This window comes from Pseudomonas sp. JDS08PS003 (assembly GCF_045013505.1).
GTDB classification, from domain to species: Bacteria; Pseudomonadota; Gammaproteobacteria; order Pseudomonadales; family Pseudomonadaceae; genus Aquipseudomonas; species Aquipseudomonas protegens_B.
Genome location: NZ_CP120724.1, coordinates 5883085 through 5904777, shown reverse-complemented (window position 1 = coordinate 5904777; position 21693 = coordinate 5883085). Strand labels below are relative to the sequence as shown.

General features: G+C 62.7%; 19 protein-coding genes. 10 read left to right on the top strand and 9 right to left on the bottom strand.

Annotated features, from left to right (window positions below):
* Positions 1-50 precede the first annotated feature (50 nt).
* The 3 genes from P7C00_RS26200 to P7C00_RS26190 all read left to right on the top strand — a co-directional run bounded on the left by P7C00_RS26200 (position 51) and on the right by P7C00_RS26190 (position 3684).
* Positions 51-716 carry a metalloregulator ArsR/SmtB family transcription factor gene (locus P7C00_RS26200; protein WP_346633923.1) on the top strand — a complete coding sequence of 222 codons (666 nt, stop codon included), beginning with the start codon at positions 51-53 and terminating at the stop codon, positions 714-716.
* 214 nt (positions 717-930) lie between these two features.
* Positions 931-2979: a c-type cytochrome gene (locus P7C00_RS26195; RefSeq protein WP_346633924.1), complete on the top strand. Its 2049-nt coding sequence runs from the start codon at positions 931-933 to the stop codon at positions 2977-2979.
* A gap of 135 nt (positions 2980-3114) precedes the next feature.
* A complete protein-coding gene (locus P7C00_RS26190; RefSeq protein ID WP_404937605.1) occupies positions 3115-3684 on the top strand; it encodes a hypothetical protein in 570 nt (189 codons plus the stop codon).
* A 171-nt stretch (positions 3685-3855) separates the two neighbouring features.
* Here P7C00_RS26190 and P7C00_RS26185 read toward each other — a convergent pair whose 3' ends face one another.
* The 4 genes from P7C00_RS26185 to P7C00_RS26170 all read right to left on the bottom strand — a co-directional run bounded on the left by P7C00_RS26185 (position 3856) and on the right by P7C00_RS26170 (position 8056).
* Complete coding sequence (locus tag P7C00_RS26185; RefSeq protein ID WP_404937604.1) at positions 3856-4323, bottom strand: hypothetical protein; 468 nt, start codon at positions 4321-4323, stop codon at positions 3856-3858.
* Positions 4324-4360: 37 nt separating this feature from the next.
* Positions 4361-6289 carry an alkaline phosphatase D family protein gene (locus P7C00_RS26180; RefSeq protein WP_404940096.1) on the bottom strand — a complete coding sequence of 643 codons (1929 nt, stop codon included), beginning with the start codon at positions 6287-6289 and terminating at the stop codon, positions 4361-4363.
* Positions 6290-6392: 103 nt separating this feature from the next.
* Positions 6393-7001 carry a LysE family translocator gene (locus tag P7C00_RS26175; protein ID WP_404937603.1) on the bottom strand — a complete coding sequence of 203 codons (609 nt, stop codon included), beginning with the start codon at positions 6999-7001 and terminating at the stop codon, positions 6393-6395.
* Between the two features lie 125 nt (positions 7002-7126).
* Complete coding sequence (locus P7C00_RS26170) at positions 7127-8056, bottom strand: LysR substrate-binding domain-containing protein (RefSeq protein ID WP_404937602.1); 930 nt, start codon at positions 8054-8056, stop codon at positions 7127-7129.
* A gap of 100 nt (positions 8057-8156) precedes the next feature.
* Here P7C00_RS26170 and P7C00_RS26165 point away from each other — a divergent pair, with 100 nt between their 5' ends.
* Positions 8157-9317: an MFS transporter gene (locus P7C00_RS26165; RefSeq protein ID WP_404937601.1), complete on the top strand. Its 1161-nt coding sequence runs from the start codon at positions 8157-8159 to the stop codon at positions 9315-9317.
* A gap of 160 nt (positions 9318-9477) precedes the next feature.
* Here the strand turns inward: P7C00_RS26165 and P7C00_RS26160 are convergent, their stop codons facing one another.
* A complete protein-coding gene (locus P7C00_RS26160; RefSeq protein ID WP_346633930.1) occupies positions 9478-9750 on the bottom strand; it encodes a hypothetical protein in 273 nt (90 codons plus the stop codon).
* A 224-nt stretch (positions 9751-9974) separates the two neighbouring features.
* Here P7C00_RS26160 and P7C00_RS26155 point away from each other — a divergent pair, with 224 nt between their 5' ends.
* On the top strand, positions 9975-10685 hold the full coding sequence (locus P7C00_RS26155; RefSeq protein WP_346633931.1) for a response regulator: 711 nt from the start codon (positions 9975-9977) through the stop codon (positions 10683-10685).
* Complete coding sequence (locus P7C00_RS26150) at positions 10682-12022, top strand: ATP-binding protein (protein WP_404937600.1); 1341 nt, start codon at positions 10682-10684, stop codon at positions 12020-12022. The genes P7C00_RS26155 and P7C00_RS26150 overlap by 4 nt, the downstream gene beginning before the upstream one ends.
* Positions 12023-12135: 113 nt before the next feature.
* Here the strand turns inward: P7C00_RS26150 and P7C00_RS26145 are convergent, their stop codons facing one another.
* Both P7C00_RS26145 and P7C00_RS26140 read right to left on the bottom strand, forming a co-directional pair.
* Positions 12136-12873, bottom strand: a complete 738-nt coding sequence (locus tag P7C00_RS26145; RefSeq protein ID WP_404937599.1) for a hypothetical protein — start codon at positions 12871-12873, stop codon at positions 12136-12138.
* Positions 12874-12922: 49 nt separating this feature from the next.
* Positions 12923-13768, bottom strand: a complete 846-nt coding sequence (locus P7C00_RS26140) for an AraC family transcriptional regulator (protein WP_346633934.1) — start codon at positions 13766-13768, stop codon at positions 12923-12925.
* An 84-nt stretch (positions 13769-13852) separates the two neighbouring features.
* Between P7C00_RS26140 and P7C00_RS26135 the strand changes: the two genes are divergently transcribed.
* The 4 genes from P7C00_RS26135 to P7C00_RS26120 all read left to right on the top strand — a co-directional run bounded on the left by P7C00_RS26135 (position 13853) and on the right by P7C00_RS26120 (position 18230).
* Positions 13853-14476, top strand: a complete 624-nt coding sequence (locus P7C00_RS26135) for a glutathione S-transferase family protein (RefSeq protein ID WP_123724719.1) — start codon at positions 13853-13855, stop codon at positions 14474-14476.
* Positions 14477-14603: 127 nt separating this feature from the next.
* On the top strand, positions 14604-15947 hold the full coding sequence (locus P7C00_RS26130) for a SidA/IucD/PvdA family monooxygenase (protein ID WP_402884984.1): 1344 nt from the start codon (positions 14604-14606) through the stop codon (positions 15945-15947).
* A 65-nt stretch (positions 15948-16012) separates the two neighbouring features.
* Positions 16013-17335, top strand: a complete 1323-nt coding sequence (gene ectB, locus P7C00_RS26125; protein ID WP_346633995.1) for a diaminobutyrate--2-oxoglutarate transaminase — start codon at positions 16013-16015, stop codon at positions 17333-17335.
* Positions 17325-18230 carry a DMT family transporter gene (locus P7C00_RS26120; RefSeq protein ID WP_346633936.1) on the top strand — a complete coding sequence of 302 codons (906 nt, stop codon included), beginning with the start codon at positions 17325-17327 and terminating at the stop codon, positions 18228-18230. Before ectB ends, P7C00_RS26120 begins: the two co-directional genes overlap by 11 nt.
* 113 nt (positions 18231-18343) lie before the next feature.
* On the opposite strand, the gene ppk2 is transcribed toward P7C00_RS26120, so the two are convergent.
* Together ppk2 and P7C00_RS26110 are read right to left on the bottom strand one after the other, a co-directional pair.
* Positions 18344-19234, bottom strand: coding sequence for a polyphosphate kinase 2 (ppk2, locus tag P7C00_RS26115; RefSeq protein ID WP_346633996.1), 891 nt, complete (start codon positions 19232-19234; stop codon positions 18344-18346).
* Between the two features lie 437 nt (positions 19235-19671).
* Complete coding sequence (locus P7C00_RS26110) at positions 19672-21687, bottom strand: aconitase family protein (protein ID WP_404937598.1); 2016 nt, start codon at positions 21685-21687, stop codon at positions 19672-19674.
* Positions 21688-21693 lie beyond the last annotated feature (6 nt).

Sequence of the window (21693 nt, the reverse complement as noted above, 5' to 3'; positions counted from 1 at the left end):
TTTCATTCAATTAAGTGATTGAATGATCAATAAAGCAGCAGGAGCTGTCAATGACCGATTCGATTTCCTCTCAGCAGCCTCTGGCCGACATGGCTGAGCTGGCGCGTGTTCTCGGCCACCACCATCGCCTGATCCTGCTGGAGCACATCGCTCGCGGCGAGCAGCCGGTGGAACGCCTGGTGGAAGCCTCGGGGCTCTCGGTGGCTAACACTTCGCAACACCTGCAGCAGCTGCGGCGGGGCGGTTTCGTGCAGACCCGGCGTGATGGCAAACGGGTGCTCTACAGCCTGAGCCCGGGGCCGCTGGTGAGCCTGTTGGGCGCCTTGCGTGAGTATGTGGAGTACAACCATGGACTGATTCGCCAACTGTTGGCCGACAGCGAGCAGCAACCGGCGCGACTGGAGGGCATTTCCCGGGAAGAGTTGCGTCAGCGTTTGCAGGAAGGTGGCATGACCCTGCTGGACGTGCGCTCCCCGGAGGAGTTCGCTCAAGGGCATTTACCCGGGGCAATCAACATTCCGCTGGACGACCTGGAACAGCGTCTGGCCGAACTGCCCGCCGATCAGGAACTGGTGGCTTACTGCCGTGGCCCGTACTGTGTGTTGTCACAGAATGCTGCGGCCCTGCTGCGGGCCAAGGGCTTCAAGGTGCGACGCCTTGATGAGGGTTTCAGCGACTGGCAAGCGGCGGGGTTGGGAGTGGAAACCAGCGAGTAAAAGCGTCACGCAGGCGGGCATACAGGACATTGCCTACAGCGCCATGATCCATATCAACAGGGTTTTCAGAAAAATCCGCTACAAGGGCATCAGGCTCGGACTCACAAGGTATCGAGCCTCTGGCCTGCACCGTGAAGGCCGGGATAACCAATAAAAACCTTTGTGGATATCGGCCGAGGGGACCACCCCAGGCGGATTTTAAAGGAATAACCTGATGGCTTTTTCTCTGTCGCGCCTGTGCCTGCTAGGCGCTGCTCTGCTCTGCGTACCCCCTCTGCAAGCCAGTGAGCCGACCCCGGCAACGGCGGTTACCCCACCCGACGCCGAGCTGATCCAGCGTGGCCTGTACGTGGCCCAGCTGGGTGACTGCATCGCCTGCCACACCGCCAAGGGCGGGGCCACCATGGCCGGTGGCCTGGAGTTGAAGACGCCCATGGGCACCATCTACTCCAGCAACATCACTCCGGACAAAAGCACCGGCATCGGCAGCTACAGCTTCGAAGAATTCGACCGCGCCATGCGCGAAGGCGTAACCCCCGATGGCAGCCATCTTTACCCAGCCATGCCCTATCCGTCCTACGCCAAGATGACCGAAGAGGACATGCGCGCCCTCTACGCCTACCTGATGCATGGCGTGGAGCCGGTGGCCCAGGGCAACCTGGAAGCCGACATGGGCTTCCCCTTCAACCAGCGCTGGGGCCTGTGGTTCTGGAACCTGGCGTTCGTCGACAAGCAACCCTTCAAGGCTGATCCGGCCAAGGACGAGCAGCTCAATCGCGGCGCCTACCTGGTCCAGGGCCTGGGCCACTGCGGCTCCTGCCACACCCCACGAGGCATTGCCTTCCAGGAGAAGGCCATGAGCGACACCGAGTCCGGCGGCCGGCACTACCTGGCCGGCGAGACGGTGGAAGAGTGGCGAGCCCTGAGCCTGCGCAACCTGTGGACCGTGGAAGACACGGTGCAACTGCTCAAGACCGGACAGAACCGCTTCGCCACGGTATCCGGCAACATGGCCGACGTGATCCACCACAGCACCCAGCACTTCACCGACGCCGACCTGACCGCCATCGCTGCCTACCTCAAATCCCTGCCGGCCGGCAAAGATGACCTGCCCATGCCGTCGGTGGCACTGACCCCGGCGGCCCCACCGAACAACCTGTTCACCTCCCGTGGCGGCCTGGGCTACGCGCAATTCTGTTCCGACTGCCACCGCCAGGATGGCGCTGGGGTGCCGCAGATGTTCCCGTCCCTGGCGGGCAACCCCAGCGTCGCTTCGGCCAACCCGACCTCCTTGCTGCACATCACCCTGACCGGCTGGCAGACCGCGCAGACCGCGGCTCATCCACGGGTCTACACCATGCCCGGGTTTGCCCAACTGGCGGATGGCGAGATTGCCGAGATCCTCAGTTTTGTCCGCAGCAGCTGGGGTAACAATGGTTCGGCCATCAGCGCCGAGCAAGTGAAAAAGATGCGTGCGCAACTGAGCCCGCAAGTGGAAAACACCTTGTTCGAAACCCCGCGCCTGGCCAACCTGCTGGCGGCGCCGAATGCCGAGCAAGTGGTGCGTGGCATGCGCCTGCACCTGGAAACCAAGGCCCTGCTGCCGGACAACGTCGGCAACTCGCTGAACTGCACCAGTTGCCACCTCAACGCCGGCACCGTGGCCGACGGTTCACCCTTTGTCGGCGTCTCGGCGTTCTTCCCCGGCTACGCGCCGCGGGCGGGCAAGACCATCACCCTGGAAGAGCGCATCAACGGCTGCTTCCGCCGCTCCATGCACGGCAAGCCGCTGCCGGTGAACGGTGCCGACATGCAAGCCATGGTGGCCTACTTCGAGTGGATGAAAATGAACACTCGCCCCGAAGACAAGGTGGCCGGACGTGGCGTGGGCAAGATCGACCCGGCCCTCAAGCCCAACGCCGACAATGGCAAGCAGGTGTACGCCAAGCAATGCGCGGTGTGCCACGGCGCTGATGGCGAAGGTCTGAAACGTGCCGACGGTAGCCTGATCTTCCCGCCGCTGTGGGGCGATCAATCCTTCAACATCGGCGCCGGCATGGCCCGCACCTACACCGCGGCGGCGTTCGTCAAACGCAACATGCCGATTGGCTTCCACGAGAAATTCCCCCTGGGCCAGGGCGGCCTGTCGGATCAGGAGGCATTGGACGTGGCCGAGTATTTCTCCCACCAACCGCGTCCGGACTTCCCGGACAAGGTCAAGGACTGGCCTAACGGTGGCCGCCCGGCGGACGCCCGTTACTGAGGGCTTGATCCTGTAGTCGCCGCCTTTGGCTGCGGCTACAGGCCCCGCAGAAAAATCTGCCGACGCTGCGTGGCGCCGAGGTAAGATTGCCATCCTTTGCGTCAGCCTTCGCTGTCGGTTTCTCAAGGATGAATCATGCGGCTCCCCTCGATCCTGTTGCTGAGCCTGTCCCTGGTGCTCGGTGGCTGTACCTTCGTCTCCACCCTCAAAGCCACCACCGTGAGCTACCGGGTGCCGGCCGATGCCGGTGACACCGCGCTGATCCGCATCGTTGCCCAGGGGCTGGTGCGGGGCGTGCCCTACAGCGATTGCATCGACTGGCGCAAACCGGCGTCGGGGCTGATGGTTCGCCCCCATCGTGGCATCGCCAATCCCAACTTCCGCAACCTGGGCATTCCCATGACGGCCGCCACCGACCGCATGCGCCGTCAGGAAGGCTTTGGCGCCAACGAGCTGAAGATCCCGGCCAATCGTCCGTTTGCCTTCATGTTCTACAACACCGAACCCGGGATGGATAAGGACTACCGCTTTGTCTGCGAACAAAGCGTGACCTTCGTGCCCGAGGCCGGCGCGACCTATCAGATGGTGTTTCTCCAGGACCAGATGTGCACCGCCATGCTGCGCAAGATCGACGATCAGGGCGAGATGCTGCCAGAGCGGGTGCCGCTGCGCCCTACCGATTATTGCAGCGCCGATGCCCGATAGAGCGCGAATCTAGGGCGCATAGTGCTCGCAGATTTCCTCCCAGATAGAGGCTCCGCGTAAGCGGATCCAGCGGATCAACACACGGTTGCGAAACGCCTGACAGCGGCCGTAGGGCCGCCGATCCAGACTGTCCTCGATGTTCTCGGCGCCGGATGAGGCGCTGCGACGGGCTCACCAGCGACGATAGGGTTGGCCGAAGGGAACCCCGTTCAAGGTGTGAGTGCAGCAAGGGCAATTGGGGCTCATGGTGGCTGCGCTCAGTTGGGCATTGACCTTCTGCAGCAGGCCCTGGGTATCGACGTACAGACCGCTGAAATAGGCGCAACCACTGAGCCCCACGTAATCCTGTCGTTCGTGCTCATGCAGGGCCACCAACCAGAAAATCGGCTCTTCCCGATCCAGCCGGCCTTTCGCTTCGCTGAATACCCCATCCCACGGCTTGCCGACCCGGCTGAGCAGAAAACGGAACAACGGCGTGTAATCCAGCCCCAGGCGCTTGTCGGAGTGCATGCTGCCGCGTTGCTGTTTCCTGGCCAGGAGGGCCTTGCTGTGGCGCTGTTTGGCGTAGGACGGTGAGTTCTTGTGTCCCACGCCCCGGGTCCGGGTGTTGACCTTGCGGTACAAGGGTTGTTTTTCCATCGGGCTAGTCCTTCCTGGTGGCCGGCGACAGCGGATTCTATCTCGGCGCAATCATCCGTGTCGGCGCCGTGCCATTGGCATTGTGCTGATAGATCGCCACGGGCTGCCCTTGCTCATTGAAAAACACCTGGCCGATCCCCGACGAGTTCCACAGCCGCTCCCCGGCCTCGGCATGCTCGGGCACATGGGGCATCACCTTCATCCGCCGACGCTTGGTGAACCAGTTCAACGGCGAGCGCGGCGAGTAGAGCCAGCGGTTGAGGCGGTCGAACCATTCCAGCAGGGCGGCGGGGAATTCGTTCTTGATGCCGCTGCTGGTGATCTGCCAGATTCGCGGGCCGCCCTGGCGGTGGCGGATCAACACTTCGTAGACGAAGGAATAATGCACATCCCCCGAGAGAATCACGTAGCTGCCCGGGGTCCGCGAGTGGCGGAAGATGTTGAGGATTACCTGGGCGGAGCCGCGATGGGCCATCCAGTTCTCCGCGTCCACCAGCAGTGGGTAGCCGCACCAGCTGAAGACCTTCTGCACCGTCTCGATCAGCTTGACGCCGAAGATCGGCGCCGGTGAAACGATGATCGCCGAGGGGTGATCCAGCAGTTCATGTTGCAGTTCGCTCAGGGCTTCCCAGTCCAGCAGGCCTGAGGGCTGACCCAGGTTGGACTCGCTGCGCCAGCGCCGGGTGCGGGTGTCCAGCACCACCAGGGCCGGGGTGCTGGGCAATACGTATTGCCACTGCTGGAAACCCAGCAACTGGTCGATCAGGTCGTTTTGGGCCTGACATTCCAGCATGCGTTCCGGAGTTTGTGCTGTGGTGCTCAAGGCGCGGGTCTGCTCCAGCAGTTGGACGAAGGCATCCGGGTTGTTGCCCCAGCCCTGGCACAGCATGTAAGCCAGCAGCGCGTTGCCGATGATGCGTTTGGAGAAGGGGTGACCGTAGGCGGTTTCTTCCCATTGGGCGCTGAGGTTCCAATCGTCGGTGATGTCGTGGTCGTCGAAGATCATCAGGCACGACAGGTGGGCGAAGACCCGCGCGGCACCCTTCAGGCCCAGGACAAAATCGTCGATGCGCTGCTGCTCCCGGGTGTAGCGGGTTTGCTGTTCCGGCGTCAGTTGCGGCGGCTGTGGCGCGATCAGGGTCCAGGGCAGCGGTGACCACACCAGCAGGTACATGGCCAGCACCTCGGCGAACGTCACCAGATGGTTGTCGGCGTTGCTGCTGGTAAAGATCGGTTTTTTCACCCCGCCGAAAAACCGCTCGCGCAGGGTTTCATTGCTCTTCAGCGCCGGGAGCAATTCGGCCCGCTGGTAGTAGCTGGCGCCATGGCAGTACAACGCCTGACTGTCGGCCACCACGGCACCGTCCAACTCTTCATCGAACAGCCCGAGGCGCTCGATCAGGGCGTGAACCGCCCGCAACATCGGCCCGGCCACATCGTCGGCGTACACCTGATCGCCGCTCATCATCAACAAGGCCGGGCGTTGTGCAGGCTCGGGCTGTTGCGCCAGCAGGCGGTCGACGCAGAGCAGGCCATCAGTGGACGGGTGATGGGGCTTGCGGCAGGAGCCGTGGAGCAGGTTGTCGATGCGGCTGTGGAGCACGAACTCTGGAGTCCTGGCATCGCCATACAACAGGTGTGGCGCCCAGTCGGCAATGGCTCGGGCGCCGTCCTCGGCGTCATTGATCAGCAAGTCATAGGCAATCGCTTCGTCCTGGGGCAGGGCGGCGTCCAGGGGCACATCGATCAGGTGGATAAAGGCCTGACGGCCCACAGGAATGACCTGGCATTGCTGCTGATTGAGGGGCAGTTCCAATGCCGGATTGCCAGCGCTTTGCAGGCGCAGGGTCAGCGGCAACGCCCTTGAACCCACCAGCCACAGCACCAGCCGCGTCGGTTCCAGGCGGCGCAGCAGCGGGCCGGCGAGAACAGGGGGCAGGGCAGGGGTGGGCGTAGTCTGTGGCATCTGCAGCGAGATCTCTGGCGGTTGCAAAGGGCGCGCAATGGTAGCGCAGCCGATGTCGAAGAAACGTCGGCTGTGGGGGCTCAAGCAAGGCTTTTGTATCCGATTATTTATTAGCGCTGGCCAGCATCACGCCGAACCCGAGAAAGGTAATCCCCGACAGTTTGCCAACGATCCGAGCCCCCCGGCGGCTGGACAGCCAGCCCCGGGCGCCGTTGGCCATCAGCGCATAACCGCTGTGCACCGCAATCACCAACAGGCTGTAGGACGCCACCAGCATAAAGAACTGGTTGTAGTAATCGCCTTGCTGCTGGATGAACTGCGGGAACACCGCGAGAAAGAAAAAACCGGCCTTGGGGTTGAGCAACTGGATCGACAGGGCCTCGACAAAGCGCCGCCCTGGGCGGGCCTGGTTGTCTTTGATCGGTGGAATAAAACTCTGAGTGCGCCACATCTTTACCCCCAGATACAGCAGGTACAGGGCTCCGATGTACTTGAGCAGGGTAAAGGCGGTGGTCGAGGCCGCGAGGACCAAACCCAGGCTGCTGGCGGAAATTCCCGCCACCACAAAGGCACCCGATGCGATACCGAAAATGCCCGGCAGTGCCCCGCTCCAGCCGTGGCGCAGGGCGTTGGACAGGGTCAGCACCACCCCGGGGCCGGGGCTGAGGATAGTCAGGGTGGCCAGCAGTAAAAACACTCCATAACTTGCCATGCAACACTCCAGAAACGAGCCATTGAAGGGGCGCAGCCTGCTCCGCGGTTGGCGGCCTGACAAACGCTTTAATTGCACGGCTGATGTGCCTAAATCAGATCCATGCACAGGCTCTACAAAGCCTGTCAGGCGCCGCTGGACCGGGCGGGCAACTGGCTCAGATGAGTCACCGCGTCCTGCTGAATCTGCGCCAGCATCCAGTCGATAAACACCTGGGCTTCGGGGGCGGCATCCGCGGCGACGGCGTAGTAATAGCGGGTCAGTGGCTGACGCAGTTCCGGCAAGGGGCAGGTCAGGCGGCCGCTGGTCAGATCCTTGGCCAGCAACGAGGCCGGGCACAGCGCCAGGCCCAGTCCGTCGACACAGGCCTGAAGCACGAAGTGCAGATGGTCGAAATGCAAGGTCGGTGGCTGGCGCAGTGGTTTCAGGCCGCAATGTTCCAGCCATTTCTGCCAGTCGTTGGCGCGGGTGCGGCTGACCAGCAGGGTATGGCGTCCCAGATCCTTGGCACTGTTCAGCGCTGTGCTCTGCAACAGCGATGGCGCGGCCACCACCAGGATTTCATCTTCCAGCAAGCGCTGTGGCTGCAGGGCTGCAGCCCAGCCCGAGCGCCCGCGGCGAATCACCAGATCGAAGGTTTCCTTGGCCGGATCGGGAAGCAGGGTGCTGGTCACCACCTCCGGCTGGATCTGCGGGTACAGCGCCATGAACTGCGGCAAGCGCGGAATCAGCCAGCGCACCGCGAAGGACGGCCGCACGTTGACAGTCACCTTGCACAGGGCCGCGCCGCGGCGCAGTGAGACCGCGGCTGCGGCGATCTGGGTCAGGGCCACGCTGACCTGTTCATAGAAGGCTTGCCCGGCGGGGGTCAGCACCGACTGGCGAATGCGCCGCTCGAACAGCAGCACTCCCAGGTGCTCTTCCAGCAACTTGATATGGCGGCTTACCGCGCTGTGGCTCACGTGCAGTTCTTCAGCCGCGCGGCTGAAACTCTCATGGCGAGCGGCGGCGGCAAAGGCGCGGACGGCGTTCAGGGGCGGCAGGTCAGTGATCATGTGTCTAATTTAGTCACCTATACGGCGTAATAAAAGCGTTTGTCAGTGCCACAGCGGAACGTCAGGCTGAAACCATTCGTGACCTGCCGGTTTGCCTGCCATGCCCGATACCCATGTCCGCACCACCGATCAAGCTTCCGCCCGCGCCGCCTCGATCCTCGGCCTGTGCCTGCCCGGCGACACCTTGCTCTACCTGCTGCTGCCCATGCAGCACGAGGCCTTCGGCGTGACCCTGGCCGAAGCCGGCCTGCTGCTGGCAGCCAACCGCCTGGTGCGGATCTTCGGCTACAGCCATGTGATGCGCTTCTACGCGCGGCGTGGCGACCGCCCGGTCTGCGTAATGGCCGCCGCCACTGCTGCACTTTGCGCCCTGGGTTACGCCACCTTGTCCGGTTTCTGGTGGCTGCTGCTATTGCGTCTGGGCTGGGGCCTGACCTACGCCGCCCTCAACCTCTCGACCCAGGTCATGGCCACCGCCGAGCCCAGCGGCGCCGCTCGCCGCACCGGTCGTTCCCGAGCATTGATCGCTACCGGGCCGATGCTGGCCTTGCCCCTGGGCGCCCTGGTCAGCGTCGAATACGGCCCGCGGGTGATCTTCCTGCTGATGGCCCTGACCTCGCTGATCGCCATGCTCCTGGCCTTCGGCCTGCCGGCCAAACCTCACCCGCTGGCCAGTTCCAGCCGCCGCTTCCGGCGTCCCGACAGCGTGGCGGTTTGGTCCTTTATCGAAGGCCTGGTGCTGGATGGTCTGTTCATCATTGGTCTTTCACTGCTGGCCGAACAGCTGATGGCGGGTAACGCGGTGCTGGTGGCGGGCGGGCTTCTGGCCCTGCGCTACGTCTCGGAAATGCTCCTCAGCCCCCTGGGCGGTATCGCCGCACAACGCTGGGGCGCGACGCGGATGTTGATCGTCTTCTCCCTGCTGACCTCTGTGGCCCTGGTGGGTTTTGGTTGCCATTGGCTGATTGTCGGCGGCGCCCTGGTGCTGGTGTTGCGGGCCCTGCAACTGCCGCTGGTGGTCACGGTGGTGGCCCAGCGGCATCCGGGGGCGGGAAGGGTGCGGGCCTTGGCGGCCAATGCGGTGTGGCGGGATATCGGTGCCGGGATCGGGCCGTTGATCGCCGGGTTGCTGCTGCCGGTGGCATCGACGGTGTGGGTGTATTCGCTGGCGGCGGGGTGTTTGGCGCTGAGTGCGTTGGCGTGTCGGGAGGTTCGTATTCGTGGGGACGAGGTTAAGCCGGCGCCTGCCGAAGAGGTTTGAGGGTTTTTGAAGAGTTTCTGCGGGCCCCAGCAAGTCAGATCAGTTAAGGAAATTCTGTAGGAGCGAGCTTGCTCGCGATGATGCTAGGAGCGCCGCATTCTTCCCTGCGAACGCGCGTCATCGTTGACGTCCATCGCGAGCAAGCTCGCTCCTGCAGGCCTCAGGCCGAGGCTTTGTGTTCTTCGCCGCGCTCCACACTCTGCGGTTGGCCTTGCTCTATCACCCAGCGCAACAGCTCGGTCACCGAAACCCGGTGCTTGCGTTCCACCCACTCCATGCCTTCGGGGCTGTAGTGCTCGCTGTAGCGGGTCAGGATCAAATGATTCTGGTCTTCGGACATGCGCAGGCTGACTTCGCGGCAATGCAGGCTGGCGTCGTCGAGTTTGGTCACGCGTTGCAGGAGCATCAGGGCGTGTTGATCGGAGGTGGACATGGGCAGCTCCTTCGCGACTAGAGGGGCTGGGGCCGAGGCGGACTTGATCAGGTGCATGGTCAGGGTTCTCCAGCAGGGGGAAGCCGATGCTGGCAGGCGAACCTTGCGCAAAGATGTCTGCTTTATTGCGCAGGTGAAGGTTTGTTACTGCGTTGAAATATATGACGCAGGGCGGCGAATGGTTTTAGATAAAGGCTCTTTCCGACTTGAAGTGATGCCCGCTGGTGAGCCGCCTGTTGATCGTGGACGACGACATTGAAGTCCTCGCGCTGCTGAAGAAATTTTTTGTCCAACAGGGCTATCAGGTGGCCGTGGCCACCGATGGCGCTTCGCTGTGGGCGGCTCTGGAGCGGGAGGTGCCGGACCTGATCATCCTCGACCTGATGCTTCCTGGTGATAACGGCCTGACCCTGTGCCAGCGTCTGCGCCAGCAGCATGCCACGCCGGTGATCATGCTCACCGCCATGGGCGAGTTGAGCGATCGGGTGGTGGGCCTGGAGATGGGCGCCGACGATTACCTGAGCAAGCCCTTCGATGCTCGCGAGCTGCTGGCCCGGGTGCGGGCGGTGCTGCGCCGGGCCGGAGAGGTCCGGCCGGTGAGCGCGGACGTGCCGCGGCCCCTGATCAAGTTCGCCGACTGGCAGCTGGACCTGACTCGCCGTGAACTGCGCTCGCCGGACCAGGTGATGATTCCGTTGTCGGCGGGGGAGTTCGACCTGTTGCTGGTGTTTGTCGAGCACCCGCAACGCATCCTCACCCGCGAGCAGTTGCTGGATCTGGCCCGGGGCCAGGCCCATGACGCCTTCGATCGCAGCATCGATGTCCAGGTCAGTCGCCTGCGGCGCAAGCTGGAGTTCGACACCAAGCGCCCGGCGATGATTCGTACCGTGCGCAACGGCGGTTACCTGTTCACCCCCAGCGTGACCCGCCAGTGAAGCTGATCAAGCCGCTGTGGCGTTATCGCCTACGCGACACCGTGGCGCGCTGGATCGCCTTGACCATCATCATGGCCATGCTCACCGCCCTGGCCTTCAATGCGTTGTTCGTGCAGTTGGCCGGGGTCTGGGCCTATCCGCCGCTGGCGGAAACCGGGTTGCTGGAAAAGTCCGCGGCCATCGTGCGCATGATCGAAGCCTCGGAACCGGGCCAGCGCCCGCGACTGGCGGAGGCCGTCAGCAGTGACCACCTGAGCATCTCTTGGAGGCCGACGCGCCAGGGCTTTGCCCTGCCTGAGCTGGACGACCCGGAGTATCGAGTCGGCTCGGAAGGCATCCGCGCCATGCTGCAACCGCCCCAGCGGCATATCGAGGCTTACCAGCCCAGCGACTGGTCGGGCCCGGACGGGCGCTACGCGTTGCTGGTGCAGTTGACCGATCAAAGCTGGCTGATGTTTTCCTCGGCGTCCCGCAGTTGGGGGCTGGAGGAGGGCACACGCAACCTGATCGTGATCGCCCTGGTGCTGATCTCCACCGGACTGGTGGCCTTGATCGCCACGCGCCGTCTGGCCAAGCCGCTGCAACAGTTCGCCCAGGGCGCGCGGCGCTTTGCCGTGGACTTTCGTGCACCGCCCATCGATCCGGTGGGGCCCCACGAGATCCGCCAGGCAATCCTGGCCTTCAACGCCATGCAGGCGCAGTTGCAGCACTTCATCAAGGACCGCACGCAGATGCTCGCGGCCATTTCCCATGACCTGCGCACGCCCCTGACCCGCATGCGCCTGCGCGGCGAGTTCATCGAGGATGCCGACCAGCAGCAGCGCCTGTTCCGCGATGTGGACGAAATGCAGGCCATGATCAATTCCGCCCTGGAGTTCTTTCGCGACGATGCGCGGCTGGAACAGGCCACCCATTTCGATCTGGCCGAACTGTTGCAGACCCTGGTGGACGACTATCGCGACCAGTCGATTCCGATCGTTTTCAGCGGCCCGCCGCGTCTGGTGTATTGCGGCCGGCCCCTGGGGCTCAAGCGGGTGATGACCAACCTGCTGGACAACGCGGTCAAGTACGGGGGCGAGCCGGCCATTGTGCTGGAACACGATGCGCATCAATTGCGCGTGCGGGTGCTGGATCGTGGCCCGGGGATTCCCGCCGAGGCGCTGGAGCAGGTGTTTGCACCGTTCTTCCGGCTGGAGTCCTCGCGCAACAAGAGCACCGGCGGCGTGGGCCTGGGGTTGTCGGCAGCGCGGGCGATTGTCCGCGAGCATGGTGGCGAGTTGCGGCTGCTCAATCGTGAGGGGGGTGGGCTGGAAGCGCGGGTGGAATTGCCGGTGTAGTCAGGACTCTGCGGCCAACAAAACCCTGCAGGATTTGGCGAGCTTCTGCAGGACGGCGTTGCAGAGGCAACGCCGCCCAACCGATCACGGCCTGAGGTGGCTACCGGGTCATATCAGGACCAGTCGAAGCAGAACAGCACCAGGCCCTCCACCGGCTCATAGAACATCACGATCAGGTCGGCGCCGCTGATGCCGTAGTGGCTGGCGGGCACCCCCAGTACGTGCTGGAAGCGCCGGCCCGCGGGGCTCAGGGGCCAGACGTCGATATCGCCGCTGTCGTCTGTGGCTTCAACGATATCCATGGGGAATTCCACGGTTTCCACCCAGTTGCCGTAACCCTCGGCCACGCCGCCTATTTCATTGATAAAAGTCAGGCGCTGCTCGTCATCTTCCGGCCAGGTCAGATAGCCCAGTTCCTGGTAACGCTGGCGCGCCGTCTGGTAAGCCGCGTGCTCCAGGGCGTAATGGCTTTGCAGCTGGGCCCGCTGGTTGCGCCGCGATTCGGGCAGTTGGGCATTGTCCGGGTGCAGGAAGAAGTAGCGTGGATCACCGCACAGGCGGTAGCGACCGTTCTCGATCTTGAAGCCGATCCAGTTGGTCTTCAGCAGCTCGCTGCCAAAACCTTCGTCCTGGGTGAGTTCGCCCACCAGGCCTTCATCGGGTTCGATGGGGCTCAGCAGGTGCAGGCGCCCGGACCATTCGGGGTTGATCTGGCTGGCATCGATGGACAGCAGGGGCAGCAGGTGTTCGGCCAGTTCCTGCTGGTCGGCGACGAACAGCTCACGGGCGTCGGGGTAGGCGACGGCGCCAGCAGGCAGTTGTGTGAGTTCCGGGGTCGGGATTGCGGGCATGCAGCGGGTCCTTGAACAAACGGGAATGACAGGGAAAGAAGGCCGCGCTTCAGGCGCGGCTGTTGCGGAAACTGCCGGGGGTGATGCCCACGACTTTCTTGAAGGCGCGGGTCATGTGGCTCTGATCGAAGAAGCCGCAGCTGAAGGAGGCTTCCGCCAGGCTGGCGCCGGTGCGCAGCAGGTTCTGCACCTGGGCCACGCGTTTCTGGATCTGGTAGCTGTGGGGCGACACGCCCACGGTCTTCTTGAACACGCGGATCAGGTACAGCGGGTCCATGTCCACCAGTTGCGCCAGTTCCTCCAGGGGGATGTGCCGGGCGTATTCGTCTTCGAGTTTTTGCTTGATGAACTTGACCGCGCTGCGTTCGGCGCTGGCGATGGCGGCAATGGGGGCGCCGCTGCGTTCGAAAAGTTGGGTCACCAGGTCCAGGAGGATGGATTCGCGCTCCAGGCTGGGTGGGGAGTTTTCGATGATCTGGTGTTGCTGGAGGAAGGTCAGGGCAAAGCTGGGGTCGAGGTTCAATGCACTCTGGAACAGATGGATATGCTCGGCGCCGAAGCGTCCTTGAAAGATCACCCGGTTGACCCAGCCCGGGTCCAGGTAAAGCATGCGGTACATCCAGCCCTGGTCATGCCCGGGCAAGCCGTCGTGAATCTCCCCCGGGGTGATGGTGACGACGCTACCGGCGCTCCCCAAGTAGTAGCTGCCCCGATAAAAGAGTTTTTCAACCCCGCTGCTTATAACCCCTACTGCATATCGATCATGTGAATGCCGGCCAAAAGACTGAGTGCTGTAACGCGCAGATAACAACTCACAGTCGCCTTCGGGTATTCGCCAAAACTGCACGAAATCCTTGTCTGGCCTAAAGACTTTGCCGGGTTTGTGCTCATCCATGAGTTTGTCCAGTTTTGTGCAATACGTTGGAAAAATGGGCCGCTAAATTTAGCACCCATTTCATAACGCAAGCTAGGGGAAGTGATGCCTACAAAACTAGTTATTGGGGATTACAAAAAGTCTTCATGGTCATTTCGTGCATGGCTGGTTCTTGTAACGGCAGACGTCTCCTTCGAGACCCTTCAAGTCAAGCTGGAACAGGACGACACCCGTCAGCAGATCCTGCGCTATTCGCCGTCGGGCAAGGTGCCGGCGCTGCTGCTGGACAAGGTGGTGATCAACGACAGCCTGGCCATCTGCGAGTACGTCGCCGGTGCCTATCCGTCGGCCAACCTGTGGCCCCAGGACGCGCTGATCAAGGCCCAGGCCCGTGCCGCTGCGGCCGAGATGCACTCGGGTTTCGTCAATCTGCGCACCCAGATGTCCTTCGGCCTGAACACCGGTGACACCCCCGAGCCCCTGACGGCCGACACCCAGGAAGAGATCCAGCGGATCTTCGCCATCTGGAACAACCTGCGCGAGGCCAGCGGCTCCAAGCAGTTCTTGTGCGGCGACTTCGGCATCGTCGATGCGATGTTCGTACCGGTGGTGTTCCGCTTCCGTCGTTATGGCATTGCAGTGCCGACGCAACTTCAAGCCTATGTCGAACAAGTTCTGGCCTATCCGCCGGTGCAGAAGTGGCTGAAGTTGGCTGCAGCAGAAGTTTGAAAAAAGCCAAGTAGTTATAACGAATAACGCTAACTAAAAATTAATGATTATTTGACTGAAGGCAGAAAAGACCCTGGTGTTTTTTCTGCTTTTTCGAGTCTGACTTTTGTTGCGAAAAGGGGAATTTATGAGTGTTCATAAAGTGACTGCCAAGGATGTTGGCCGTGATGGGCAAGTTTACGACGTGATCGGCATCGGCTTTGGCCCGGCGAACATCGCCCTGGCCATCGCCATGGAAGAGATGGAGTTTGCCGGCACCCGGCTGTTTCTCGAGCGTCACGCGAGCACTCAATGGCAGCCGGAGATGATGCTCTCCGGCAGCGATATCCAGAACCACCCGAGCCGCGATCTGGTGACCCCGCGCAACCCGCGCAGCCGCTACACCTTCACCAACTTCCTGTTCGAGAACGACCGGCTGTTCGAACACCTGAACCTGGGCCTGGAGTTCCCGCTGCGCAGCGAGTTCGCCGAGTACGTGCGCTGGGTCGCCGGGTTCTTCGCCCGGGACGTGGCCTACAACCAGAGCGTGGCGCAGATCCAGGTCGACCCGGCCAGCAACCTCTACACCATCACCACCCAGGCCGGCGTGCAGTACCAGGCCCGCTCCGTGGTCCTGGCCCCGGGCCGCACCCCGGTGATTCCGCAGGTGTTCGCCAATGCCGCAGCGGATCGGGTGTTCCACCTGACCCAGTACCTGGGCCGCCTGGCCAACCTGGCCCAGAAGGGCGAGCTCAAGCGGGTGGCGGTGGTGGGCGGCAGCCAGAGCGCCATCGAGATCATCCTGCACCTGCGCCACACCTATCCGACCCTGGAAATCGTCAACGTGCAGCGCGGCTACGGTTTCCGCCTCAAGGACACCAGCCAGTTCAGCGAGCATGTGTACTTCCCGTCCTTCGTCGACCAGTACTACAACAGCTCCGCCGAAGCGAAGAAGAACATCAACCGCCACCTGCACTACACCAACTACTCCGCTGCCGATGCCGACGTGATCAAGGAACTCTACGTGGGCATGTATGAGGACAAACTGCAGGGCCGTGAGCGCGTGATCATCAAAGGCCACAGCGATATCCAGGGCTGCACCCCGGACGGCGAGGGCTATCGCCTGTCGCTGCGCAACAGCAACACCCACGCCACCGAAGAGCTGGGCGGGCTGGATGCCGTGGTCCTGGCCACGGGCTTTCGCAACCTCGGCACCGGCCCCCAGGAAGAACGCTACCCGGCGATTCTCAAGGACCTGGCCGAGCACCTGGACTGCGATGCCCAGGGCGTGATCCGCATCGGTCGCGACTACAGCCTGGCCGCCGCCAAGGGCAGCCATCTGCCGGCGCTGTACCTCAATGGCCTGTGCGAATCCTCCCACGGTTATGGCGATGCCGGCTCCTTCAGCCTGCTGTCGCTGCGCTCGCGGGACATTTTCAACTCCCTGAACCAGCAACTGGGCCTGGCCCAGGCGGCGGAAAAGATCGCCTGAGCCGCTGCATCGAACCCTGAACCTCGACCCCTTTATGTGAGCAGGCAGCAATGGATATTTCAGAAATGGATGAGTTGGGTGTATTTGCGGATGTGGAGTCTTCGGCGCGCAGTTACTGCCGCAGCTTCCCGGTGGTATTCGACCAGGCCCAGGGCAGTCATCTGTATGACCTGAAAGGCCAGGCCTATATCGATTTCCTGAGCTGCGCCGGTTCAGTCAACTACGGACACAACCCCAAGGCGGTCAAGGCCGCGGTGATCGACTACCTGCAACGGGATGGCATCCAGGCCGCCCTGGACATGCACAGCCGGGCCAAGCAGGAGTTCATCTACAACTTCCGCAGGATCATCCTCACGCCACGGACCCTGCCCTACAAAATGCAGTTCACCTCGCCCACCGGCACCAGCGTGGTGGAGTCGGCGGTCAAACTGGCGCGCAAGGTCACCGGACGCCGGCACATCGTGGCCTTCACCAACGGTTTCCACGGCATGTCCAACACCTCCCTGGGCCTGACCGGCAACCGCGACAATCGCCAGCCCGGTGTCGATCCCTATGTGTTCCGCATGCCTTTCGACGGTTACCTGGCGGGTCTGGATTCCATCGAGTACTTCGAGCGCTTGCTCAAGGACAACAGCTCGGGCATGGACCTTCCGGCAGCGGTGATCCTGGAAACCATCCAGGGCGAAGGCGGGATCAATGTGGCCTCGGCGGAGTTCCTGCAGCGTCTGCGGCAACTGACCACCGAACACGGCATCCTGCTGATCGTCGATGACATCCAGGCCGGCTGCGGCCGTACCGGGACCTTCTTCAGCTTCGAGCCCTCGGGCATCACCCCGGACATGGTCTGCCTGTCCAAGTCCCTCAGTGGCTACGGCTTGCCGTTCGCCCTGTTGCTGCATCGTCCGGAGCTGGACCAATGGTCCCCCGGCGAGGACAACGGCACTTTCCGCGGCAATACCCTGGCCTTTGTCGCGGCCACCAAGACCGTGCAGGAGTTCTGGAGCGACGACCGTCTGGTCAAGCACATCCAGGCCAACGAAGCGCAGCTCAAGGAATGGCTGGCCGAAGTCACCGAACGCTTTGCTGGGCACATCAAGGACGTGCGCGGCCGCGGTCTGTTCTACGGCATCGAGTTCCACGATCCGGCCCTGGCCGCTGCGGTGATGCGTGCCTGTTTCGCTCGTCGCCTGATCATCGAGCGCTGCGGTCCGGTGGACCAGGTGCTCAAGCTGATGCCGGCGCTGACCATCAGCAGCGAAACGCTGCAGGTCGGCCTGGCGAGTATTTTCGATGCCATGCAACAGGTACTGGAGCAGGGCACGCTAAGTGACCCGGACCAGGACGTTGATCCTCTGGTCTTCATCAATGGAGTCGCGCATGTCGACTAATACCAACCGCGCCATCATCGAACTGACCATCGGCGGGCTGATGCTCAGCCTGTCGGCGCTGGCGGTGGCCTTCGCGCATATCGGTGCCGGCGGCGCGGGGTTCTACCGCATGTTGTTCGCCTCGATCCTGTTTTTCCTGCTGCTCAAGGTGCGCCGCATCCCGGTGTTGCTCAAGAGCGCCAAGGCGCAGCTGTACACGGCCCTGGCCGGGGTGTTCCTGGCCATCGACCTGGTGCTTTGGCACCAGAGCATCTACATCGTCGGCCCGGGCATCGGTTCGATCCTGACCAACTGCCAGGTGTTCTTCATGACCCTGTTGGGTCTGTACCTGCTCAAGGAAAAACCGTCGATCTACTTCCTGATCTCCATCACCCTGGCGTTCGTCGGCCTGTACCTGTTGCTGCTGCCGGAAATGACCAGCGCAGTGGGCATCAAGGGCGTGGTGTATGGGGTGCTCTCGGGTCTGGCTTACGCCATCTGCGTGTATTTCCTCAAGGTCAACACCCAACTGCCTGACGGCGGTGGCGACAAGATCGCACAGATGCTCAACCTGAGCCTGTGGGCCGCGCTGGTGCTGCTGGTCTACGCCCTGGCCATGGGGGAAAGCCTGGCCATTGTCGATGGGCAGACCCTGGTGATGCTGATCATCTACGGGGTGATGGTGCAGTTCGTCGGCTGGTTGCTGGTCAACCGTTCCATCGGTGCCATCAGCCTGGGGCTGGCGGGGTTGATCCTGTTGCTGGAGCCGGTGATCACCTACTTCGTCGACGTGGCGTTTCTCGGCAAGGCCAGTTCGGCGCTGCAGATCGCTGGCGCGCTGCTGACCATCTTTGCGGTGTACATCGGTTCGATCAAACCGCCGGAGAAGGTGACGCCGGTGACCGAGGCCGCCTGAGGCCTCGACCTGATGCAGGGGGCCAGCTGTTAGCTCCCTTCAACTCATAGTTCCGCTCGACTTTTACTGCGCACAGACCCGCCTGTCTGCGCGCAGTTTTTTTTGCCCGCAATTCAGGCCGTCAGTGCCAGGCGTGTCGCGCCGGCGTCCGCCGTCGCCTGGGTCCGTTCATCCTCTTCCAGCCCCCGCGAGGCGCGGCCTACCAGCAGCGGGTCCGGGGCGTGGGCGACTTTCAGGTCCTTGCCCGGGTAGTCCAGCTCGTGGAGGAAATGACGGATGCAGTTGATCCGCGCGCGCTTCTTGTCATCGGACTTGATCACCGTCCACGGCGCATCGGCGGTGTCGGTGTGGAAGAACATCGCCTGTTTGGCGGCGGTGTATTCGTCCCACTTGTCCAGGGACTTGATGTCGATGGGCGAGAGTTTCCAGTGCTTGAGCGGGTCGTCCCGGCGCGAGATGAAGCGCCGCAGTTGCTCTTCGCGGTTCACCGAGAACCAGAACTTGAACATCAGGATGCCGCTGTTGCACAGCATGCGCTCCAGCTCCGGGGTCTGGCGCATGAATTCCAGGTATTGCAGGGGCGAGCAGAACTCCATGACCCGTTCCACCCCGGCGCGGTTGTACCAGGAGCGGTCGAAGAAGACCATTTCCCCGGCGGTGGGCAGGTGCTGGATATAGCGCTGGAAGTACCACTGGCCCTTTTCCTGTTCCGAGGGTTTCTCCAGGGCCACGATCCGTGCGCCACGGGGGTTGAGGTGTTCCATAAAGCGCTTGATGGTGCCGCCTTTACCGGCCGCGTCCCGGCCTTCGAACAGCACCACGATGCGCTGCCCGGTTTCCTTGACCCAGTTTTGTACCTTGAGCAGCTCGATCTGCAGCTCGTTCTTGGCCTTTTCGTACTCGGCCCGGCGCATCCGGTTGCGGTAGGGGTAGCTACCCGGCAGCGAGGCTGAAACGCTGTCTTCATTGGAGCCGCGCGGGGCGCTGGCCACTTGCAGGGCCATGGGTTTCTGGCTGATGGCGCTGATGTCGGCTTCGGCGGTTTTCGCCGGCGCCGCCTGGGTGGCGGTGCGTGGGCGACGGGTCCGGGGGGCGGTGGTTTTACGCACAGCGGTCTTGGCGGCCGGGGTGCTGCTGGCCGGAGCTTTTTTCACTGGAGCAGGTGGCAGGGGCAGGGCGGTGGATTCTTCACTCATGGGAGGGGGCCTGTAGTTGCGTTCAATGTCCTCCGGTCATTTTTAGGGCTGGGCAGTTGGCGGCCGTTGATCTCGATCAAGTTTGTAATAAGGAAAAGTCGGTAATCAGTTGAGATTTTTTCGGCGGCTCGCTCGGGAGCTATCTGACCTGAGGCGGAGACCATCACCACTGGCAATTGCGCCGCAGGATCTCGATGCGCGGGGGGGTGAAAGGACGGCGGATATCAACCCGCCGCCTGTCGTTTTCAGTGAGCCAGGGCCGGGCGTCTGTCCGCAGGATCACGCTGGCCGGGCTTGGCGGGCGCCGAGGGGGTGGCGCTGTGCCGGGTTTGCAGGGCGCCGAACGAGGTGATGTAACCGGCGATGGCGCTGGCGACCACCGTCGGTGGGCTGGCCAGCCAGACCTGACCTGGACCGGAGCGCCCCGGGAAATTCCGGTTGATGGCGCTGACGGTGACCTGCTCCTGATGGGTCGATGAACCAGGGCCGCAGTTCGCGCAGGCTCCGCAGGCCGGCTGCAGCAGCTCCGCGCCAAAGGTTTCGAAGGCCGGCAGGTAGCCCTTTTCCTCGCAGTAGTCGCGGACATCCACGGTCCCGAACTGCAAATAGAGTTTGACCTCGGGATGCAGCCGCAGGTCGTTTTCCAGTGCCCAGTTGATCACCTCGAAATAATGATCGAAGTCATCGCGCTTGCCGGCCGTGCAGGAGCCGCCATAGGCGATATCGACCATGACCCGCTCGGTCAGATCGGTGAGGCGCTGTCCGTTGCCGGGGTCGCCCGGAGAGGCAATCATCGGCAGGATCTGATCGCAGTCGAGGACGATCGTGTCGGCGTAGTTCGCCTCGGGGTCGCTGGTCATCCAGGGCTCGAGCACGAAGTCGAGGTGGCGCCGCTCCTTGAGAAAACGAACGGTCTCCTGATCGGGTACGACGATTCCGCTGAAACCACCCAGCTCCGCTGTCATGTTGGTGAGGGTGGTGCGTTCGTCGGTGGACAGGAACGCCAGGGCCGGGCCACCGAATTCGAAGATCTTGCCGACACCCTGGCCAGCCTTGATCCGGCCATCGGCCAACAGGGCCAGCACCAGATCCTTGGCGGTCACGCCAGCGGACAAGCGGCCGACCAGAGAAATGCGTAGCACCTGTGGATACACCGTCCTGACCGAGCCGGTCATGAAGGCGTTGGCCATGTCGGTGGTGCCCACGCCAAACGCCAGGCAACCGAGTGCGCCGCTGTGGGGGGTGTGGGAGTCGGTGCCGACCACCACTTGTCCGGGCAGGGCATATTGCTCGGCCATCATCGCGTGGGAGATGCCCTCGCTGCCTTCTGCCGGCAGATAGCCGTGGGCGCTGAGTCGATGCTTGGCGACGAAGTCCCGATGGGCCTGAGACAAGCCATCGAGTTCGCCGACCAGGCTCTGTTGCAGGTGCGCCGGGCTTCGGCGCTTGTAGGACAAGTGGTCCTCAAACGCCAGGATCGATTCCGGCTGGTACACAGAGAAGTTTTCGCCGAAGGCATCGTCGAGCAAATGGGCGCAAAGCCCGGTGTAGTACTCGTGGATAAAGCGCCAGTCGGCCTTCAGCAGAATGCCGGCGCCCTGTTCGACGCGCTCGGCCCCGCGGGCCTTGATCAAATGCCGATGAATGATTTTTTCGGCAAAGGTCAGTGGCCCGGTGGGCAGCTGCGGCGACGGCTCCCCGGGCTGGTCCGGCTGCTGACGCAAATGCTCGCGACCGTAGTTGAGCAGCCCGCCGCTGCGCAGAATTGCCGTGGACAGCGCATCCCTGGTGCCAATCAGTTCCTCCAGCGACAGCTCTTCGCCGGCCTGCAAGCGCGGCACCAAGGACAAGTCGGTGGAGGTCAGCAGGCCGATGTTGTCGGCGTTTTGTCGGTAGATGCGCTCGAAGCTTTCGGCGATGACCAGGCGGATGCCGGCTTTTTTCTCCGCCAGCGGGCTGTGCTCGCGGGAAGAGCCTTTGCCGTAGCGGGTACCCGCCACGGTCACTGTAAACCCTGCGGCGGCGACATCGTCCTTGCCGATAGGCAGTACCGGGCCGGTCTTGAGGCCGACATAGGGGTATGAACCCAGCCGGTGGTCAAAAAAAGCCAGCACCGGGATCGGTGTTATTTCGTCTGTTGAAATGTCATCGCGCAGGGGCCGTGCCTCCTCAAGGGTCAGTGTTTGCCCCCCCAACTGCCGTGACACTTTCAAAGGATCGCTGCTGAGAAAAAGCAGCTTTGCGTCAAGCTTGAAACCCATGATTCA

Coding starts and splice junctions, on each gene's coding strand:
- P7C00_RS26110 (WP_404937598.1), bottom strand. CDS start 21,687: ATGGGTTTCAAGCTTGACGCAAAGCTGCTTTTTCTCAGCAGCGATCCT.
- P7C00_RS26195 (WP_346633924.1), top strand. CDS start 931: ATGGCTTTTTCTCTGTCGCGCCTGTGCCTGCTAGGCGCTGCTCTGCTC.
- P7C00_RS26135 (WP_123724719.1), top strand. CDS start 13,853: ATGCCTACAAAACTAGTTATTGGGGATTACAAAAAGTCTTCATGGTCA.
- P7C00_RS26180 (WP_404940096.1), bottom strand. CDS start 6,289: ATGCCACAGACTACGCCCACCCCTGCCCTGCCCCCTGTTCTCGCCGGC.
- P7C00_RS26185 (WP_404937604.1), bottom strand. CDS start 4,323: ATGGAAAAACAACCCTTGTACCGCAAGGTCAACACCCGGACCCGGGGC.
- P7C00_RS26175 (WP_404937603.1), bottom strand. CDS start 7,001: ATGGCAAGTTATGGAGTGTTTTTACTGCTGGCCACCCTGACTATCCTC.
- P7C00_RS26160 (WP_346633930.1), bottom strand. CDS start 9,750: ATGTCCACCTCCGATCAACACGCCCTGATGCTCCTGCAACGCGTGACC.
- P7C00_RS26120 (WP_346633936.1), top strand. CDS start 17,325: ATGTCGACTAATACCAACCGCGCCATCATCGAACTGACCATCGGCGGG.
- P7C00_RS26190 (WP_404937605.1), top strand. CDS start 3,115: ATGCGGCTCCCCTCGATCCTGTTGCTGAGCCTGTCCCTGGTGCTCGGT.
- ppk2 (WP_346633996.1), bottom strand. CDS start 19,234: ATGGCCCTGCAAGTGGCCAGCGCCCCGCGCGGCTCCAATGAAGACAGC.
- P7C00_RS26200 (WP_346633923.1), top strand. CDS start 51: ATGACCGATTCGATTTCCTCTCAGCAGCCTCTGGCCGACATGGCTGAG.
- P7C00_RS26130 (WP_402884984.1), top strand. CDS start 14,604: ATGAGTGTTCATAAAGTGACTGCCAAGGATGTTGGCCGTGATGGGCAA.
- P7C00_RS26170 (WP_404937602.1), bottom strand. CDS start 8,056: ATGATCACTGACCTGCCGCCCCTGAACGCCGTCCGCGCCTTTGCCGCC.
- P7C00_RS26165 (WP_404937601.1), top strand. CDS start 8,157: ATGCCCGATACCCATGTCCGCACCACCGATCAAGCTTCCGCCCGCGCC.
- ectB (WP_346633995.1), top strand. CDS start 16,013: ATGGATGAGTTGGGTGTATTTGCGGATGTGGAGTCTTCGGCGCGCAGT.
- P7C00_RS26145 (WP_404937599.1), bottom strand. CDS start 12,873: ATGCCCGCAATCCCGACCCCGGAACTCACACAACTGCCTGCTGGCGCC.
- P7C00_RS26140 (WP_346633934.1), bottom strand. CDS start 13,768: ATGGATGAGCACAAACCCGGCAAAGTCTTTAGGCCAGACAAGGATTTC.